Below are 18704 nucleotides of genomic sequence, written 5' to 3'. Positions count from 1 at the left end.
GGGCATGAGCGATCAGGCGGGGGCCGCCCAGACGGGCGAGCGGCGACTGGCCACGCTGGAAGGCGTGCTCGAACGCATCACGTACGCCAACGAGGAGAACGGGTACACGGTCGCCCGGGTCGACACCGGACGCGGCGCGGGCGATCTGCTCACTGTCGTCGGCTCCCTGCTCGGCGCCCAGGTCGGCGAGTCCCTGCGCATGGAGGGCCGCTGGGGTTCCCACCCGCAGTACGGCAAGCAGTTCACCGTGGAGAACTACACGACGGTGCTCCCGGCCACCGTCCAGGGCATCCGCCGCTATCTCGGATCCGGCCTGGTCAAGGGCATCGGACCGGTCTTCGCCGACCGCATCACCGGGCACTTCGGCCTGGACACCCTGCGGATCATCGAGGAGGAGCCGAAGCGGCTCATCGAGGTCCCGGGCCTCGGCCCCAAGCGCACGGGGAGGATCGCCGAAGCCTGGGAGGAGCAGAAGGCGATCAAGGAGGTCATGCTCTTCCTCCAGACCGTGGAGGTGTCCACCTCCATCGCGGTCCGTATCTACAAGAAGTACGGCGACGCGTCGATCTCCGTCGTGAAGAACCAGCCCTACCGCCTGGCGTCCGACGTCTGGGGCATCGGCTTCCTCACCGCCGACAAGATCGCCCGGTCCGTCGGCATCCCGCACGACAGCCCGGAGCGCGTCAAGGCCGGCCTTCAGTACGCCCTGTCGCAGTCCACCGACCAGGGCCACTGCTATCTCCCCGAGGAGCGGCTGATCGCGGACGCGGTGAAGCTGCTCCAGGTCGACACCGGCCTGGTCATCGAGTGCCTGGCCGAACTGGCGGCCCCTCCGGAAGAGGGGGAGGACCCCGGAGTCGTACGGGAGAAGGTGCCCGCCGCGGACGGCGGCGACCCGGTGACGGCGGTCTACCTCGTCCCCTTCCACCGCGCCGAACTCTCGCTCTCCGCGCAGTTGCTGCGCCTGCTGCGCAGCGACCGCGACCGGATGCCCGGCTTCGGTGACGTGGCCTGGGACAAGGCGCTGGCCTGGCTGAAGGTGCGGACGGGCGCGGAGCTGGCCCCCGAGCAGGAGGCGGCGGTCAAACTCGCGCTCACCGAGAAGGTCGCCGTGCTGACCGGAGGCCCGGGCTGCGGCAAGTCGTTCACGGTCCGCTCGATCGTGGAGCTGGCCCGCGCCAAGAAGGCCAAGGTGGTCCTCGCGGCGCCCACCGGACGCGCCGCCAAGCGTCTGGCGGAGCTGACCGGGGCCGAGGCCTCCACCGTGCACCGGCTGCTGGAGCTCAAGCCCGGCGGGGACGCGGCCTACGACAAGGACCGCCCGCTGGACGCCGACCTGGTCGTCGTGGACGAGGCCTCCATGCTCGACCTGCTGCTCGCCAACAAACTGGTCAAGGCGGTGCCCCCGGGCGCCCATCTGCTCTTCGTCGGCGACGTCGACCAGCTGCCGAGCGTCGGCGCCGGCGAGGTGCTGCGCGACCTGCTCGCCGACCGGGGCCCGGTCCCGGCGGTGCGCCTCACCAAGGTCTTCCGCCAGGCCCAGCAGTCCGGGGTGGTGACCAACGCGCACCGGATCAACTCCGGGCAGCACCCGCTCACCGACGGCATGAAGGACTTCTTCCTCTTCGTCGAGGACGACACCGAGGAGGCCGGCCGGCTCACCGTGGACGTGGCGGCACGGCGGATTCCGGCCAGATTCGGTCTGGACCCCCGCCGGGACATCCAGGTCCTCGCCCCCATGCACCGGGGCCCGGCCGGCGCGGGCCATCTGAACGGACTGCTCCAGCAGGCCATCACCCCCGGCCGCCCGGACCTCGCCGAGAAGCGGTTCGGCGGCCGGGTCTTCCGGGTCGGCGACAAGGTCACCCAGATCCGCAACAACTACGACAAGGGGGAGAACGGCGTGTTCAACGGCACCGTGGGTGTCGTGACCTCCCTCGACGCGGTCGAGCAGCGGCTGACGGTGCGCACCGACGAGGACGAGGAGGTGCCGTACGAATTCGACGAGCTCGACGAGCTGGCCCACGCCTACGCGGTGACCATCCACCGTTCCCAGGGCAGCGAGTACCCGGCGGTGGTGATTCCCGTGACCACGGGCGCCTGGATGATGCTCCAGCGCAATCTGCTCTACACGGCGGTCACCCGGGCCAAGAAGCTGGTCGTTCTCGTCGGTTCGCGCAAGGCGATAGGCCAGGCGGTGCGTACGGTGTCCGCGGGACGCCGGTGCACGGCCCTGGACTTCCGGCTCTCCGGCTCCTGAACGACCGCCTCCCCGCGGGGTGGGACAGGGCCGTTCGGGTGCCGAACGGGGCCTTTCGGGCGCGGGGCGAGGTCCGTCACAAAAAATGATCGATCAAACGAGTCACGAAGGTCACAGAGCACTTCCGGTTGCGCGGCGAACGCGGCAGGATGAGCAGGTTGGCGGCACTCAGTGCCGCCAATAGGCCCAATGGTCGACCCCGAGTGCACTCTCCAGGGCCAAATGGGGGATGGTAGAGACAGTCAGGGCACCTCGAAGAAGAGGCACAACGTCGGTGAGGGATGACGTGAGCGACAACTCTGTAGTACTGCGGTTCGGCGATGGCGAGTACACCTACCCGGTGATCGACAGCACCGTCGGCGACAAGGGCTTCGACATCGGCAAGCTCCGCGCCCAGACCGGTCTGGTGACGCTGGACAGCGGGTACGGCAACACCGCCGCGTATAAATCCGCGATCACCTATCTCGACGGTGAGCAGGGCATCCTCCGCTACCGCGGCTACCCGATCGAGCAGCTGGCCGAGCGGTCCACCTTCCTGGAGGTGGCCTATCTGCTGATCAACGGTGAGCTCCCGAACGTCGACGAGCTCTCCACCTTCAAGAACGAAATCACGCAGCACACCCTGCTGCACGAGGACGTCAAGAACTTCTACCGCGGCTTCCCGCGCGACGCCCACCCGATGGCGATGCTCTCGTCGGTCGTCTCGGCGCTGTCGACCTTCTACCAGGACAGCCACAACCCGTTCGACGAGAAGCAGCGCAACCTCTCCACCATCCGGCTGCTCGCCAAGCTTCCGACGATCGCGGCCTACGCGTACAAGAAGTCGGTCGGTCACCCCTTCGTCTACCCGCGCAACAACCTCGGGTACGTCGAGAACTTCCTGCGCATGACCTTCTCGGTCCCCGCCCAGGACTACGAGCTCGACCCGGTGGTCGTCTCCGCGCTCGACAAGCTGCTGATCCTGCACGCCGACCACGAGCAGAACTGTTCGACCTCCACCGTGCGCCTGGTCGGCTCCTCGCAGGCGAACATGTTCGCCTCGATCTCCGCGGGCATCTCCGCACTGTGGGGCCCGCTGCACGGCGGCGCCAACCAGTCCGTCCTGGAGATGCTCGAGGGCATCCAGGCCAACGGCGGCGACGTCGACTCCTTCATCCGCAAGGTGAAGAACAAGGAGGACGGCGTCCGCCTGATGGGCTTCGGCCACCGGGTGTACAAGTCCTTCGACCCGCGCGCCAAGATCATCAAGGCTGCCGCGCACGACGTCCTGTCCGCTCTCGGCAAGTCCGACGAGCTGCTGGACATCGCCCTGAAGCTGGAGGAGCACGCGCTCTCCGACGACTACTTCGTCTCGCGCAACCTCTACCCCAACGTCGACTTCTACACCGGCCTGATCTACCGCGCCATGGGCTTCCCGACCGAGATGTTCACGGTCCTGTTCGCTCTCGGCCGGCTGCCGGGCTGGATCGCCCAGTGGCACGAGATGATCAAGGAGCCCGGCTCCCGCATCGGCCGCCCGCGCCAGATCTACACGGGTGTCGTCGAGCGCGACTTCGTGCCGGTCGAGGCCCGCTGAGGCACGCGCAGGCGACCACCGGGCTCCGCACGCGGGGCCCGGTGAACCCGTAGAACGCGAAAAAACGGAAAGCGCCCTGCTACTGGTCCCCCCACGGGCCGGTAGTCAGGGCGCTTTCCTTGTCCCGGTACGGATTCCCCCCACGGGATCCGGCCGGGCGTCTGTGGACAGCGCCTGAATCGCTGTGCGCCGGCACGGGGCCGACGGTGGGCCGGGCGAGCGGAACTCGCCGTACTGCGGTGGTGCGGTGCGATCTGCCGGGACGCGTACGGATCGGGAGGGCCGCTCAAAGCTCCCCGCAGTACGTGCCCCGGCGACGCAATTTCCGGGAACGTCCCCCAAGACATCCCCAGATGCCAGTCGCGCCCCCCAAGACGCTTCTGACATCGCCAACTTAGACTGACGAACCCCTTCGGTGGTTACGTTCACATCACTGTGATCTGGATCTCTTGCATATGTCCTGAAGATAGGCAAGAGCCCCGATACGGGAATCGAGGACCAAGCGTAAGGAAGATGCGCGAGCCTTGTGAAGAGCTTATGTGAGGCTCTCGTTGGACTCTAGGGGGACTCATGGTCTGTCGTCACGCGAATGCTCTCAGTCGAAGGCTGTTCGTAACCACGAAGACCGACGAGAAGGCCATCGCCGCTCCCGCGATCATGGGATTCAGGAGGCCGGCGGCGGCCAGCGGAAGCGCCGCCACGTTGTAGCCGAAGGCCCAGACCAGGTTTCCCTTGATCGTCGACAGGGTGGCGCGCGCCAGCCGGATCGCGTCCGCGGCCGCCCGCAGATCCCCGCGCACGAGCGTCAGGTCGCTCGCCTCGATCGCCGCGTCCGTCCCGGTGCCCATCGCGAGACCCAGGTCGGCGGTGGCGAGCGCCGCCGCGTCGTTCACCCCGTCGCCGACCATCGCGACGGTCCGCCCCTCGCGCCGCAGCCGCTCGACCACGGCGACCTTGTCCTCGGGCAGCACCTCGGCGATCACGTCGTCCGCGCCGATGCCGACCTCCCGCGCCACGGCCACGGCGACCGCCCGGTTGTCCCCGGTCAGCAGCATCGGGGTGAGCCCGAGGGCCCGCAGTTCGCGCACGGCCTCGGCGCTGGTCTCCTTGACCGTGTCGGCGACGGCCAGGACGCCCGCCGCCGTGCCGTCCAGGGTGACCACGACGGCCGTGCGGCCCGCCGCCTCGGCCGCGTTCTTCGCGTCCGCAAGCGTTGTGGGGAGCGTGCCCGGGAACCGGCCGACCGTGACGTCGCGGCCCTCCACCCGCCCGCGCACGCCCCGCCCCGGCACGTTCTCGAAGTGCTCCACCGCGGGAAGGCCGCCGACGCGCTCCTGAGCGCCTGCCGCGATCGCTCGGGCAACGGGATGCTCGGAGGCGTGTTCCAGGGCTCCTGCGAGCCGTAGGACGTCTTCGCGGGCCCTGCCCTCGGCGACGTACACCTCGTGCAGACTCATGCGGCCCGTCGTCACCGTGCCGGTCTTGTCCAGGACGACGGTGTCGACGCGGCGCGTGGACTCCAGGACCTCGGGTCCCTTGATCAGGATGCCGAGCTGGGCGCCGCGGCCGGTGCCGACCATCAGGGCGGTCGGGGTGGCCAGGCCGAGCGCGCACGGGCAGGCGATGATCAGCACCGCGACGGCGGCGGTGAAGGCTGCGACCGTGTCCCCGGTGACCGCGATCCACACCGCGAAGGTGGCGAGCGCGAGGAGCAGGACGACGGGCACGAAGACCCCGGAGATCCGGTCGGCGAGCCGCTGCGCCTCGGCCTTGCCGTTCTGCGCGTCCTCGACGAGCCGGGCCATCCGCGCGAGCTGGGTGTCCGCACCGATCCGGGTGGCCTCGACGACGAGCCGGCCCCCGGCGTTCACGGTCGCACCGGTCACGGCGTCCCCGGCGCCCACGTCCACCGGCACCGATTCGCCGGTCAGCATGGACGCGTCCACGGCCGACGTGCCCTCGACGACGGTCCCGTCCGTGGCGATCTTCTCGCCGGGCCGTACGACGAAGCGGTCGCCGACGGCCAGTTGCGCCACGGGCAGGCGGACCTCACGGCCGTCCCGCAGGACGCCGACGTCCTTGGCGCCGAGCTCCAGCAGCGCCCGCAGGGCGGCGCCCGCGCGCCGCTTGGAGCGCGCCTCCAGGAAGCGGCCGAGCAGGATGAACGCGACGACCCCCGCGGCGACCTCCAGGTAGAGCGTGGAGGCCCCGTCCGTACGGGAGACGGTGAACTCGAAGCCGTGCCGCATGCCCGGCATCCCCGCGTCACCGAAGAACAGGGCCCACAGCGACCAGCCGAACGCGGCGAGGGTGCCGACCGAGACCAGGGTGTCCATGGTGGCCGCGCCGTGCCGCGCGTTCGTCACGGCGGCCCGGTGGAAGGGCAGTCCGCCCCAGACCACGACGGGCGCGGCGAGCGTCAGCGAGAGCCACTGCCAGTTGTCGAACTGGAGGGCCGGGATCATCGACATGAGGATCACGGGCAGGGCGAGCGCCGCGGAGACGGTCAGCCGCTCGCGCAGGGAGGCCGTCTCGGGATCGTCGACGGCGGCGGGGGTCTCCTCCGTGGGCGGCGCGGGCGGCGGGGGTTCCTCGGCGGTGTAGCCCGTCTTCACCACGGTGGCGATCAGGTCGGCGACCTGTACCCCCGTGGGGTAGGAGACCCTCGCCTTCTCCGTCGCGAAGTTCACGGTGGCGGTGACGCCGTCCATCCGGTTGAGCTTCTTCTCGACGCGGGCCGCGCACGAGGCGCAGGTCATCCCGCCGATGGAGAGCTCGATCTCCGAGGTGGTGCCTATCGGTGTCTCGGGTGCTGCGGTGGTCATGCTGCGGCTCCAGGAGGGGGCCGGGGCGCGCGGAGCCGGTATCAGCCGGTCGGCACGGCCCGGGGCGGAGAAGGAGAGCTGCCGGGTGTCGCTCAGACCTGGCCGACGAGCTCGAAGCCGGCCTCGTCCACCGCCGCGCGCACGGCGCTCTCGTCGAGCGCGGACGCGGAGACGACGGTGACCTCGCCGGTGGAGGCGACGGCCTTCACCGAGCTGACGCCGGGGATCGCGGAGATCTCGCCGCTGACGGAGCCTTCGCAGTGTCCGCAGCTCATGCCGCTCACCTGGTAGACGGTGGTCACGGAACCCGGGGTGCCGGTCTGGGCGGTCATGGCGTTACTCCTCGTCGAGGCGTTCTGGGGTGTGCGTGCACGGGAGGGATCCCTGGGAGCCCAGGGTTCCCCTCGATGTTCACCACACTATACCCCTAGGGGGTATTTCTCCAAGCAGGGTCGCGGTGTGCCGGAGAGCGCGCCGGGGCGGTTCCGGCGAGCATGTCGAGGGGCGGGTCGCTCGCCGAGAGCGGGGCGAAGAGGTGGCTCTGTCCGCCGGTGGGCCGCGGCGGCCGGCCCTGGGCGAACGGAGTTCCCGCGAGTGCGGCGCGGGTGAGTCGGGCCGCCGGTCGCGGCGCGATCCCGTGCCCGGGGTGCGGCCGTGCCGCTCGTGGGCCCGGAGCGCGAAGACGGCCGGCGTGAGGGAGCTGTCGAGCGGGATCAGGGCCGGTGGTGGTGTGGCGTCACCGGTTGCGTACGTGGCGGCCGTGCTCGTCGTCCGGAGGGCGGGGCCGGTGACCGGGCGGCGCCTCCAGAGGGCGGCGGGGATCCGGGGGCAGGGCGGCGGGGGCTGCTGCGGTCCGGGAATGCGGGCCTGGAGTGGGCCCGGTGGCTGGTTCTGCGTCACGGCCGTCCCTCTGCCCCTCGGGACGGCCCGCGGGCTCGGACGGGAGACCCGCGTTCCGGCTCGCCGGGGCGGCCCCGGGATGTGGTGCACCGGCGCGCGCGGACGGACCGACGCCGAGGATCGCTGATCGGTTTGTCCGAACCTTATGACAGATGTCCCCGATGTCGCGGACCGGAGCGCTGATGCCGCCCGGCCGGTCCCGTCCTGTCGGTCTCGTCCTGTCGGGCGCGGTTCGGTGTCCGCCGCGCCTCGGTGTCCGGTGCGGTTCGGCGTCCCGGCGCGGCTCAGCGGTCGGCGGGTGATCCGCTGTCGAGCAGCGGCTCCAGATAGCGGTGCATGACCGTCTTCAGCTCGGCGATGTAGGCGTCCCGTTCGGTGCCCTCGTGGGACATGACCAGGGTGAGGCCGGCCTTGAACAGGTGGACCGCCATGTTCGCGGTGCGGGTGCGCTCCTCGGACGGCAGCTCCGGCAGGCGGGCCGCGATCATCTCCTCGACGCGGGCGAGGAGGGTGCCGTGCAGGGTGCCGATCTCCTCGACGATCACGCCCGGGGTGTCGGCGCCGTGCATCAGGACGGCGAAGGCCGGGTGTTCGACGTTGAACGCGATGAGCGGGTCGAGGACCGCGTCGAGCATCCGGTCCAGCGGGAGGCCGGCGTTCTCCTGGGCGAGCGCCTGCCCGTGCGAGCGGGCCCAGTGGTCGAGCAGCTGGTCGCTGAGGCCGACCGCGATGGCTTCCTTGTTCGGGAAGAACTGGTAGAGCGTGCCCGGTGAGACGCCGGCCTCGCGGGCGATGGCGTTGGTGCTCGCCGCGGTGTAGCCGGCCCGGCAGAACACCGAGGCCGCCGCTTCCAGGAGCTGGGCGACGCGGCGCTCACCGCGGGCCTGGCGGCGGCGCGGTCTGTCCTCGGCCTGCTGCTGTCGCTCCGACGGCTCCTCCGTCTGCTGCTTCTCGGGCACGGGTGATCCCCAGCTTCTCGGGACGCGATTGACAAATGCGAGTGATCACTCGCATTCTTGAAAAACGCGAGCGACGTCTCGTGTTTGCCATTCTATGGCAATGGGCGATCCATGATGCCTGCACGGACGCGGGTCATCGGGTCACGGTGAGGGGACACCGCATCATGTCCGAAGTCGACGGCGCGGACGACGGGCCCGGGGCGAGGCCCGGCGGGGGCGAGAGCGAGGGCGGGGGCGTTCGTACGGGCTCGGGCTCGGGCTCGGGCAGGGGTACGGGCGAAGGCGCGCGTCTCGGGGGATGGACCCGGTTCGTGACCGCGCGGCCACGGCTCTCCCTGCTCGTCGCCCTCCTGCTGACCGCGCTCGCCGTGGTCGCGGGCAGCGGGGTCGCGGACCGGCTGGGCAGCGGCGGCTGGGAGGACCCGACCGCGCAGTCCACGTACGCGACGAAGGCGCTGGAACGGGAGTTCCCCGCCTCGCAGCCCAACCTGCTGCTCCTCCTCGACGCGGGCGACGCCTCGGTCGACGACCCCTCGGTCGCCGCCGAGGCCAAGCGGATCGCCGCACGGCTGGCCGCCGAGCACGGCGTCACCGGCGTCGGTTCGTACTGGCAGTCCGGCTCACCCGCGCTGAAGGCGGGCGACGGCCACGAAGCCCTGATCGCCGCCCGCATCACCGGCGACGAGACGGCCGCGGCCCGCACCCTGGACCGTCTCGCCCCCTCCTACCGGGGGAAGAGCGGTCCCGTCGAGGTCGAGGTCGGCGGACCGATCGCCGTGCGGCACGAGATGCAGACGACCATCAAGGAGGACCTCACCCGGGCCGAGATGATCGCCCTCCCGGTGACCCTCCTGCTGCTGGTCATGGTCTTCGGGAGCGCCGTCGCGGCCCTGCTCCCGCTCGGGGTCGGGATCATCGCGATCCTCGGCACCAACGCCGTGCTGCGCGCACTCACCGAGGTCACGGACGTCTCGGTTTTCGCGATGAACCTGACGACGGCCCTCGGTCTCGGTCTCGCCATCGACTACGCCCTGTTCATCGTCCGCAGGTTCCGCGAGGAACTGGCCGGCGGCGTCCCGCCGCGCGCCGCGATCGGTGTCACCCTGCGTACCGCGGGCCGGACCGTTCTCTTCTCCTCCCTCACGGTCGCCGTGTCGCTGGCCGCGATGCTGGTCTTCCCCCAGTACTTCCTGCGCTCCTTCGCCTACGCGGGCATCGCCGTCGTGCTGCTCGCCGCGGCCGCGGCCCTGATCCTGCTCCCTGCCGCGCTCGTGCTCCTCGGCGACCGGGTCAACTCCCTCGACCTGCGGCGCCTGTTCCGGCGCGGACGGCCGGATCCCGCCGCCGGCGGGGCCGTCTGGGGCCGCATGGCCTCCCTCGTCATGCGCAGGGCGCCGCTCTTCGCGGTGGCCACCACGGCCGGCCTCGTCGTTCTCGGACTGCCCTTCCTCGGCGTGAAGTTCGGCACGGCCGACGACCGGCAGCTGCCCTCGGGCGCGGAGTCGCACATCGTCCAGCAGCACATTCGCGACGGCTTCCCGGGCAGTCCCGGCGGTGCTCTGGAGATCCTGGCCGAGGGGTCCGCCACCGGGACCGAATACGCCCGGTACAAGGAGCGGATCGCGGCCCTGCCCGAGGTGCTGCGCGTGGACGGCCCCCTGGTGAAGGGGGACACCGCGTACTTCTCGGTGCTGCCCAAGGGGGAGGCCGTGGACGAGGGGGCCCAGCGGCTGGTGGGTGAACTCCGCGCGACGGACGCCCCGTTCGACACCTCCGTGACCGGCACGGCGGCCGTCCTGGTGGACTCCAAGCACGCGATAGCCGACCGGCTCCCGTGGGCGGCCGCCTTCATCGCGATCGTCACCCTGTTCCTGGTGTTCCTGCTGACGGGCAGCGTGCTGATCCCGCTCCAGGCGGTCCTGCTCAACGCGCTCAGTCTGACCGCGATGTTCGGCGCGGTGGTCTGGGTCTTCCAGGACGGCCATCTCTCCGGCCTCCTCGACTTCACCAGCTCCGGCTCGATCGAGACGACCCTGCCGGTCCTGATGTTCTGCGTCGCCTTCGGTCTCTCCATGGACTACGGCGTCTTCCTCCTCTCCCGCATCAAGGAGGAGTACGACCACACCGGCGACCACCGGGAGGCGGTCCGCTTCGGACTCCAGCGCACCGGGGGACTGATCACCGCGGCCGCGGTCATCCTCGCGGTGGTGATGGTCGCCATCGGCACCTCCCGGGTGGCCAACACGAAGATGCTCGGACTGGGCGTCGCGCTCGCGGTCCTGATGGACGCGATGGTCGTCCGCAGCCTGCTGGTCCCGGCGGTCATGCGGCTGACGGGCACGGCCACGTGGTGGGCGCCCGGACCGCTGCGGCGCTTCCACGACCGGTTCGGACTGAGCGAGGGCGAGGCACCGGTCGCGGGCACGGCCCCCGACACGGCACCGGCACCGGAGCCGGAACAGGGGTCGGAACCGGAGCCCGGCCGGGACAAGGCCGAGGCACGCGGTTAGCGGACCTCGGTTGAACCCCGACCCGCCCCAGCCCCCCGCTACTCAAACGCCGGACGGGCTGAATTCTCACGCACGCCACGACGCGCCCGCAGCCGGGTACGCGCGGGAGGGGCCGTGCCGGTACATCGATGCCCGTCGTCACCGACGGTCACCTCTCGTCCGACGGCGACGGGCTGATGCACCGGCACGGCCCCGACCCACCACTGGACCCGCACCGCACCGGACCGCATCGCCTAGCGTTGCGCAGGAGCTGATCTCCGAGCGGAGGGCGGGAGCCGATGCGGGCAGTGGTGTTCGAGCGGTACGGGGAGCCGGCCGAGGTACGGGAGGTGCCGGACCCGGTGCCGCCGGAGCACGGGGTGGTGGTGCGGGTCGAGGCCACGGGGCTGTGCCGGAGCGACTGGCACGGCTGGATGGGCCACGACCCGGACATCACGCTGCCGCATGTGCCGGGCCATGAACTCGCCGGAGTGATCGAGGCGGTGGGCGCCCGGGTGAGCGGCCACCGCCCCGGCGACCGGGTCACCGTCCCGTTCGTCTGCGCCTGCGGAACCTGTCCCGCCTGTGCCGCGGGCGACCAGCAGGTGTGCGAACGGCAGACCCAGCCGGGCTTCACGCACTGGGGCTCCTTCGCCCAGTACGTGGCGCTCGACCACGCCGAGGTGAACCTGATCCCGGTGCCGTCGGAGCTGTCCTTCGCGACGGCGGCCTCCCTGGGCTGCCGGTTCGCCACCGCCTTCCGGGCGGTGGTCGCGCAGGGGAGGGTTGCTCCGGGGGAGTGGGTCGCGGTGCACGGCTGCGGGGGCGTCGGTCTCTCGGCGGTGATGATCGCGGCGGCTTCCGGCGCACGGGTCGTGGCCGTGGACGTGTCGCCCGCGGCGCTCGGCCTGGCCCGGAAGTTCGGGGCGGCGGAGTGCGTGGACGCCTCCGCCGTGGCGGACCCGGCGAAGGCGGTCCGTGAACTGACCGGCGGTGGCGCACATGTGTCGCTGGACGCCCTCGGATCGCCGGGCACCTGCGCGGCCTCGGTGAACGGGCTGCGCCGGCGCGGCCGGCACGTCCAGGTCGGCCTGCTGCCCTCACCGACCGGCGACACCCCGGTCCCGATGGCCCGGGTGATCGCCCTCGAACTGGAACTCCTCGGCAGCCACGGAATGGCGGCCCACGCCTACCCGCCGCTGCTGGAACTGGTCCGCTCCGGGGCACTTCGCCCCGACCTCCTCGTCACCTCCGCGATCACGCTGGACGCCGCGCCGTCCGCCCTCGCCGCCATGGGCTCGGCCCGGGGTCCGGGGGTGACGGTCGTCGAGCCGTGGGCGTGAGGGGATCACGCCGGATCGGGCCGGGGGTGCGTCCCGGGGGTGTGTCATCCCGCGGGTCGCACCCCGGCCGATGCGGTCATCTGTTGTCGCGGCCCCGGTTTCCCGGGCGGGAGGCCACCCAGGCGCGGACGGTGTCGGCGTACCAGTAGGGCTTGCCGGCCTCGACGTGGTCGGGCGGCGGCAGCAGCCCGTGCTTGCGGTAGGACCGGACGGTGTCCGGCTGCACCTTGATGTGCGCGGCGATCTCCTTGTACGACCAGAGCCTGCGGTCGGTCATGAGTGGCACCTCCCCGCGCGCGCCGCGGCGGCGGCCTGGGACGGCCGTCGGGGGAGCCGGGCGCTGCGCTGGTGATCACACAGCCTGTGCCCGGTGGACGACGCGGTGTGAGCGCTGGGCCGTGGCTGTTGACCGGACGTGACGCAAGACCCGCGTATACGCGACATGTGTGACACGGCGGTGTTTTTTGTGACACGAGTGACGCATGAGCGGCAGTGGGGCGAGGGCGTCAGGCCCCGCAGGACCTCAGGAAGGCCCGGGTGCGCCGGGCGATCGGCAGTGGCTGGTCCGGCGGGCACGGGTACATGTCCTGCTCGACGATCGCGAACAGCTCGACGCCGAGGTCCTGCGCGGCGGCGAGGACGGGTTCCAGCGCCGGTACGCCGGAGGGCGGTTCGCACATCACGCCGCGCGCGACGGCGGGCCCGAACGGCAGCTCCTCGGCCCGCACGCCGGCCAGCACCTGCGGGTCCACCTGCTTGAGGTGGAGGTAGCCGATGCGTTCGCCGTACGTCTCGATCAGCTTGACGCTGTCGCCGCCGCAGTAGGCGTAGTGGCCCGTGTCCAGGCAGAGCGACACCAGGGAGGAGTCGGTCGCGTCGAGGAAGCGGGTGACGTTCTCCTCGCTGTCGATGTGCGTGTCGGCGTGCGGATGGACGACGACTCTCAGCCCGTAGCGCTCGCGCACCTCATGGGCGAGCCGCTCGGTCTGGGAGGTCAGATCGCGCCACTGGGCAGGCGTCAGCACGCTGTCCTCCAGGACCGCGCCGGTCTTGTCGTCCCGCCAGAAGGCCGGGATGACCACGAGATGCCCGGCGCCCGTCGCCTGGGCGAGCGCCGCGATGTCGGAGACGTGCGCCCAGGTGGACTCCCACACGTCGGGACCCCGGTGCAGCCCGGTGAAGACCGTGCCCGCCGAGACGCCGAGCCCGCGCCGGGCGGTCTCCTCCCGCAGGACGTCCGGATCGGTGGGCAGATAGCCGTACGGGCCGAGCTCGATCCACTCGTAGCCGGATCCGGAGACCTCGTCGAGGAAGCGCTGCCAGGGGACCTGCAGGGGGTCGTCGGGGAACCAGACCCCCCAGGAGTCGGGAGCCGAACCGATCCGGATGCGCGAGAGTGGGGACGGAGGTGACGATCGCGGTGAGGATGTCGGCGAGGGCCCGGGTGACGACTGCGGCGATGACTGCGGCGATGACTGCGGCGATGACTGCGGCGGCAACGACGTCATGGACGTCAGCTTCCGGCGGCTCCCCGGAGGTGTCAAGCCTGGTCCGAATGTCTGGACAAAACGTTGACAGGCTCCCCGTGCGGGGCTAGACCTGGGGGCAGCCGCAGGGACCGCGGGGAAGGGAACTCGATGGCGTACGAGCTGATCACCATGGGGCGGATCGGCGTGGACCTCTACCCGTTGCAGACGGGGGTCCCGCTGTCCCGGGTGACCTCCTTCGGCAAGTTCCTCGGCGGCTCGGCGACCAATGTCGCGGTGGCGGCCGCGCGGCTCGGACGGCGTACGGCGGTCATCACCCGAACGGGTGCGGACCCCTTCGGAACCTATCTGCACGAGGCGCTGCGCGGCTTCGGCGTCGACGACCGCTGGGTCACCGCGGTCCCGGGACTGCCGACCCCGGTCACCTTCTGCGAGGTCTTCCCGCCGGACGACTTCCCGCTGTACTTCTACCGGCAGCCCAAGGCCCCCGACCTGGAGATCGGCGCCGACGAACTCGACCTCGACGCCGTGCGCGAGGCCCGCGTCTTCTGGATGACCGGCACGGGACTGTGCACGGAACCCAGCCGGACGGCCACCTTGACCGCGCTGGCCCACCGCGCCCGCTCCGGTACGACGGTCTTCGACCTCGACTGGCGCCCCATGTTTTGGACGAACGCAGCCTGGACGAACACCTCCCGGAAAGACGCAGTCCGGGAGGACCCGGCCTGGGAGGACCCGGCCTTCGCACGCCCCTTCTACGCCGAGGCCCTGCGCCACGCCACCGTCGCCGTCGGCAACATCGACGAGGTCGAGATCGCCACGGGAGAGCGCGAGCCGCACGCCGCTGCCGCCGCTCTCCTCGAAGCCGGTGTCGAGCTCGCCGTGGTGAAACAGGGGCCCAAGGGCGTCCTCGCCGTCCACCGCGACGGCACCATCGCCGAGGTCCCTCCCCTCCCGGTCGAGGTCCTCAACGGTCTCGGCGCGGGCGACGCGTTCGGCGGCTCCCTCTGCCACGGACTGCTCGCCGGCTGGGACCTGGAGAAGATCATGCGCCACGCGAACGCGGCCGGTGCCATCGTCGCCTCCCGGCTGGAGTGCTCCTCCGCGATGCCGACCCCGCGCGAGATCGAAGAGGCCCTCACGGCCGGAGCCGTGCGGTGAGGGCGGGCCACGTCGGGGGAGCCCGCCCCGAACAGGGCGGCGACGCGCGCGCGTTGCCCCGCGTCGACGTCCCCGCCCTCGTCCGCGTCCGCGCCCGTCACCCCGAGGCGATCGCTGAGGCCGCCGCCCGGCGGGTGCGGCGGCCGCTGCTCGACGGCCCCGGGCAGCTGATGATCGTCGCCGCGGACCACCCGGCCCGCGGCATGCTGGCCGTGGGCGACCGGAAGCTGGCCATGGCGGACCGCGCCGGTCTGCTGGAGCGCCTGTGCGTCGCGCTCTCCCGCCCGGGTGTCGACGGCGTGCTCGCCACCGCCGACATACTCGACGACCTGCTGCTGCTCGGCGTGCTCGACGGCAAGGTGGTCATCGGGTCCATGAACCGGGGCGGACTCGCGGGCTCCGCCTTCGAACTGGACGACCGCTTCACCGGCCACCGCCCGAGGGACATCGAACGGCTCGGGTTCGACGCCGGAAAACTGCTGCTCCGCATCGACTACGACGACCCCGGATCGCTGCGCACCCTGGAGTCCACCGCCCGCGTGATCGACGACATGGCCGAACGCCGGCTCCCGGTCTTCGTCGAACCGTTCCTCTGCCGTCGCCGGAGCGACGGCACCCTGCGCAACGATCTGAGTGCCGAGGCCGTCACCAAGTCCATCGCCATCGCCGGCGGCCTGGGCGGCAGTTCGGCGTACACCTGGCTGAAGGTCCCCGTCACCGAGAACCCCGACGACATGGCCCGCGTCATGGAGACCTCCACGCTGCCCGCCGTCCTGCTCGGCGGCGATGTCGGCGAGGACCAGGAGGGCGCGTACGAGAAATGGCGCGGGGCGCTCCAACTCCCCACCGTGCAGGGCCTGGTGGTGGGCCGTTCGCTGCTGTACCCCGCGGACGGCGATGTCGCCGCGGCCGTGGACACCGCCGTAGGACTTCTGTGAGGGCCGCATGAGACGTCCGGACCAGGGGCTGTACGTGCCCAGGGGCACCGCCGCCGACGCCCACTACGCCCTCGACATCGACCCCGAACGCGCGGGCTGGACCCACAGCAGCCTGCGGATCGTGGAGCTGTCACCCGGCGGCACCCACACGTTCACCACCGGGGACAGCGAGTGGATCGTGCTCCCGCTCACCGGCGGCTGCACGGTGCGCACCAAGGACGGCATGGAAGAGGAGGAGTTCCAACTCCTGGGCAGGCGGAGCGTGTTCGACGGAGTCTCCGACTTCGCGTACGTTCCCCGTGAGGCCCGAGCCCAGATCGCCTCCGGCGCGGGAGGCCGCTTCGCCCTGGCAGGAGCGAAGTGCGAGCGCCGACTCCCCGCCCGCTACGGCCCCGCGCCGGAGGTTCCCGTCGAAGACCGCGGCAGCGGCAACTGCGCCCGCCAGGTGCGCAATTTCGCCGCCGCGGACGTCTTCGCGTGCGACCGGCTCATCGCCGTGGAGGTGATCACCCCCGGCGGCAACTGGTCCTCGTACCCGCCGCACAAGCACGACGAACACCTGCCCGGCGTCGAGTCCCTGCTGGAGGAGATCTACTACTTCGAGATCGACGGACCGGACGGTTTCGGCTATCAGCGCGTCTTCCCCTCCCGTGAGGGCGGATCGGACGTCCTCGCCGAGGTCCGCACCGGCGATGCCGTCCTCGTCCCCGACGGATGGCACGGTCCGTCCATCGCCCAGCCCGGTCATGCCATGTACTACCTGAACGTCATGGCGGGGCCGGGCGGGGAAAGGGAATGGCGGATCCGCTTCCACCCGGAGCACGCGAGGAACGCAGGGGGATACCGATGACCGCGACGACGAGGCTGACGGTCGCGCAGGCGCTGGTGCGGTTCCTGGCCGCGCAGTACACCGAACGGGACGGCGCCCGGCGCCGGCTGATCGGCGCCATGTGGGGCATCTTCGGCCACGGGAACGTCGCCGGGATCGGCCAGGCGCTTCTCGAGCACGCCACCGCGCCCGGCAGGGGGACACCCCCGGCACCCCCCGTGATGCCGTTCCACCAGGGGCGCAACGAACAGGCCATGGTGCACGCGGCCGTCGGCTACGCCCGCCAGTGCGGTCGGCTCTCCGCGCACGCCGTGACCACCTCCATCGGGCCCGGCGCCACCAACCTCGTCACCGGTGCCGCGCTCGCCACCGTCAACCGTCTGCCGGTGCTGCTCCTGCCCGGCGACGTCTTCGCGGCGCGCCCCGCCGACCCGGTGCTCCAGCAGCTGGAGGTCCCCTTCGCCGGGGACGTGTCGGTCAACGACTGTCTGCGCCCGGTGTCGCGGTACTTCGACCGGATCACCCGCCCCGAGGCCCTGATCCCGGCGGCCCTCCAGGCGATGCGGGTGCTCACCGACCCCGTCGACACCGGCGCCGTCACGCTCGCGCTGCCCCAGGACGTGCAGGCGGAGGCGTACGACTGGCCCGAGGAGTTCTTCGCCGAGCGGACCTGGACCGTGCGCCGCCAGGCGCCCGACCCCGGCGAGCTGGCCCGCGCCGTCGAGGCGGTCCGCGGGGCCCGGCGTCCGCTGATCGTCGCGGGCGGCGGTGTGCACCACAGCCGCGCCGAGGAGGCGCTCGCCCGCCTGGCCTCGGCCACCGGTATCCCCGTCGCCTCCACCCAGGCGGGCAAGGGTTCGCTGCGCTGGGACCATCCGCAGGACGTCGGCGGGATCGGCCACACCGGCACGGCGACCGCCGACGAGCTGGCCCGCACCGCCGACCTGGTGATCGGCGTCGGCACCCGCTACACCGACTTCACCACCGCCTCGGGCACGCTGTTCGCGGCTCCTGGCGTCCGTTTCCTCAACCTCAACATCGCTCCGTACGACGGCCACAAACTGGCCGGCATCCCGCTGATCGCCGACGCGCGCGCCGGTCTCGAAGCGCTCGCCGAGGCGCTGCCGGCCGACCGCCACCGCGCGGAGCCCGCGTACGTCAGCGAGTACACGAACGACAAGGAGCGCTGGGAGTACCGCGTCGACACGGCCTACGAGGCGCAGGACATCGACGTCCGGCCCACCCAGCCGCAGGTCCTCGGTGTCCTCGACGAGCTGGTCACCGAGGACGACATCCTGATCAACGCGGCCGGCTCGCTCCCCGGCGACCTGCACAAGCTGTGGCGGGCGCGGTCGCGGGACCAGTACCACGTCGAGTACGGCTATTCGTGCATGGGCTACGAGATCCCGGCCGCGATCGGCGTGCGGATGGCGGCCCCGGACCGGCCCGTGTGGGCGCTGGTGGGCGACGGCACCTATCTGATGATGCCGACCGAGATCGTCACGGCCGTCCAGGAGGGCGTCGCGATCAAGGTGGTCATCCTCCAGAACCACGGGTACGCGTCGATCGGCGGGCTCTCGGAGTCCGTGGGCGGTGAGCGCTACGGCACGGCGTACCGCCGTCTGGCCGCGGACCGTACCTACACGGGGGTGCCGCTGCCGGTGGATCTCGCGGCCAACGCGGCCAGTCTGGGTATGCGGGTCCTGCGCGCGAGGACCGTGCGCGACCTGCGGGCGGCCCTGGCCGAGGCACGCGAGGCGGACACTCCCACATGTGTCTACGTGGAGACCGAAACGGCAGACACAGTGTCGGGCGCGCCCCCGGCCCAGGCCTGGTGGGATGTACCCGTGGCCGAGACCGCGACCCGAGAGTCGGCGGTCAAGGCACGCGAGGAGTACGACCGGCACGTCGCCGCCCGACGACGCCATCTGTGAAGG

Annotated in this window: 13 protein-coding genes; 8 read left to right on the top strand and 5 right to left on the bottom strand. The window is 71.5% G+C overall.

Annotated elements, in window-relative coordinates; genetic code table 11:
* Positions 1–4: 4 nt before the first annotated feature.
* Complete coding sequence (locus ACH4S8_RS12790) at positions 5–2260, top strand: ATP-dependent RecD-like DNA helicase (protein ID WP_398392929.1); 2256 nt, start codon at positions 5–7, stop codon at positions 2258–2260.
* A gap of 286 nt (positions 2261–2546) precedes the next feature.
* On the top strand, positions 2547–3836 hold the full coding sequence (locus ACH4S8_RS12785; protein ID WP_398392927.1) for a citrate synthase: 1290 nt from the start codon (positions 2547–2549) through the stop codon (positions 3834–3836).
* Positions 3837–4417: 581 nt separating this feature from the next.
* Here ACH4S8_RS12785 and ACH4S8_RS12780 read toward each other — a convergent pair.
* The 3 genes from ACH4S8_RS12780 to ACH4S8_RS12770 form a co-directional block, all read right to left on the bottom strand.
* Positions 4418–6661, bottom strand: coding sequence for a heavy metal translocating P-type ATPase (locus ACH4S8_RS12780; protein ID WP_398392925.1), 2244 nt, complete (start codon positions 6659–6661; stop codon positions 4418–4420).
* 92 nt (positions 6662–6753) lie between these two features.
* Positions 6754–6993 carry a heavy-metal-associated domain-containing protein gene (locus ACH4S8_RS12775; RefSeq protein ID WP_398392923.1) on the bottom strand — a complete coding sequence of 80 codons (240 nt, stop codon included), beginning with the start codon at positions 6991–6993 and terminating at the stop codon, positions 6754–6756.
* Between the two features lie 852 nt (positions 6994–7845).
* Positions 7846–8520: a TetR family transcriptional regulator gene (locus ACH4S8_RS12770; RefSeq protein ID WP_398392921.1), complete on the bottom strand. Its 675-nt coding sequence runs from the start codon at positions 8518–8520 to the stop codon at positions 7846–7848.
* 164 nt (positions 8521–8684) lie between these two features.
* On the opposite strand from ACH4S8_RS12770, the gene ACH4S8_RS12765 reads away from it, so the two are divergent.
* Both ACH4S8_RS12765 and ACH4S8_RS12760 read left to right on the top strand, forming a co-directional pair.
* Positions 8685–11030, top strand: coding sequence for an MMPL family transporter (locus ACH4S8_RS12765; RefSeq protein WP_398392919.1), 2346 nt, complete (start codon positions 8685–8687; stop codon positions 11028–11030).
* A 278-nt stretch (positions 11031–11308) separates the two neighbouring features.
* Positions 11309–12352: a zinc-dependent alcohol dehydrogenase family protein gene (locus tag ACH4S8_RS12760; RefSeq protein ID WP_398392917.1), complete on the top strand. Its 1044-nt coding sequence runs from the start codon at positions 11309–11311 to the stop codon at positions 12350–12352.
* A 76-nt stretch (positions 12353–12428) separates the two neighbouring features.
* Here ACH4S8_RS12760 and ACH4S8_RS12755 read toward each other — a convergent pair whose 3' ends face one another.
* Both ACH4S8_RS12755 and ACH4S8_RS12750 read right to left on the bottom strand, forming a co-directional pair.
* Positions 12429–12629: a helix-turn-helix transcriptional regulator gene (locus ACH4S8_RS12755; protein WP_398392915.1), complete on the bottom strand. Its 201-nt coding sequence runs from the start codon at positions 12627–12629 to the stop codon at positions 12429–12431.
* A 229-nt stretch (positions 12630–12858) separates the two neighbouring features.
* Positions 12859–13860 carry a sugar phosphate isomerase/epimerase family protein gene (locus tag ACH4S8_RS12750; protein ID WP_398392913.1) on the bottom strand — a complete coding sequence of 334 codons (1002 nt, stop codon included), beginning with the start codon at positions 13858–13860 and terminating at the stop codon, positions 12859–12861.
* 129 nt (positions 13861–13989) lie between these two features.
* On the opposite strand from ACH4S8_RS12750, the gene iolC reads away from it, so the two are divergent.
* The 4 genes from iolC to iolD are packed head-to-tail and all read left to right on the top strand — an operon-like array spanning position 13990 to position 18701.
* Positions 13990–15000, top strand: coding sequence for a 5-dehydro-2-deoxygluconokinase (iolC, locus tag ACH4S8_RS12745; protein ID WP_398392911.1), 1011 nt, complete (start codon positions 13990–13992; stop codon positions 14998–15000).
* A gap of 53 nt (positions 15001–15053) precedes the next feature.
* Positions 15054–15938 carry a deoxyribose-phosphate aldolase gene (locus tag ACH4S8_RS12740; RefSeq protein WP_398393178.1) on the top strand — a complete coding sequence of 295 codons (885 nt, stop codon included), beginning with the start codon at positions 15054–15056 and terminating at the stop codon, positions 15936–15938.
* Between the two features lie 7 nt (positions 15939–15945).
* Complete coding sequence (iolB, locus tag ACH4S8_RS12735) at positions 15946–16788, top strand: 5-deoxy-glucuronate isomerase (RefSeq protein WP_398392909.1); 843 nt, start codon at positions 15946–15948, stop codon at positions 16786–16788.
* On the top strand, positions 16785–18701 hold the full coding sequence (gene iolD, locus ACH4S8_RS12730; RefSeq protein ID WP_398392907.1) for a 3D-(3,5/4)-trihydroxycyclohexane-1,2-dione acylhydrolase (decyclizing): 1917 nt from the start codon (positions 16785–16787) through the stop codon (positions 18699–18701). The genes iolB and iolD overlap by 4 nt, the downstream gene beginning before the upstream one ends.
* Positions 18702–18704: the final 3 nt, after the last annotated feature.

This window comes from Streptomyces sp. NPDC021080, from assembly GCF_044333225.1.
Lineage (GTDB): Bacteria > Actinomycetota > Actinomycetes > Streptomycetales > Streptomycetaceae > Streptomyces.
This window is presented reverse-complemented; position numbering and strand designations above follow the sequence as displayed.

Coding starts and splice junctions, on each gene's coding strand:
- ACH4S8_RS12790 (WP_398392929.1), top strand. CDS start 5: ATGAGCGATCAGGCGGGGGCCGCCCAGACGGGCGAGCGGCGACTGGCC.
- ACH4S8_RS12780 (WP_398392925.1), bottom strand. CDS start 6,661: ATGACCACCGCAGCACCCGAGACACCGATAGGCACCACCTCGGAGATC.
- ACH4S8_RS12775 (WP_398392923.1), bottom strand. CDS start 6,993: ATGACCGCCCAGACCGGCACCCCGGGTTCCGTGACCACCGTCTACCAG.
- ACH4S8_RS12765 (WP_398392919.1), top strand. CDS start 8,685: ATGTCCGAAGTCGACGGCGCGGACGACGGGCCCGGGGCGAGGCCCGGC.
- ACH4S8_RS12760 (WP_398392917.1), top strand. CDS start 11,309: ATGCGGGCAGTGGTGTTCGAGCGGTACGGGGAGCCGGCCGAGGTACGG.
- ACH4S8_RS12755 (WP_398392915.1), bottom strand. CDS start 12,629: ATGACCGACCGCAGGCTCTGGTCGTACAAGGAGATCGCCGCGCACATC.
- ACH4S8_RS12750 (WP_398392913.1), bottom strand. CDS start 13,860: ATGACGTCGTTGCCGCCGCAGTCATCGCCGCAGTCATCGCCGCAGTCA.
- iolC (WP_398392911.1), top strand. CDS start 13,990: ATGGCGTACGAGCTGATCACCATGGGGCGGATCGGCGTGGACCTCTAC.
- iolB (WP_398392909.1), top strand. CDS start 15,946: ATGAGACGTCCGGACCAGGGGCTGTACGTGCCCAGGGGCACCGCCGCC.
- iolD (WP_398392907.1), top strand. CDS start 16,785: ATGACCGCGACGACGAGGCTGACGGTCGCGCAGGCGCTGGTGCGGTTC.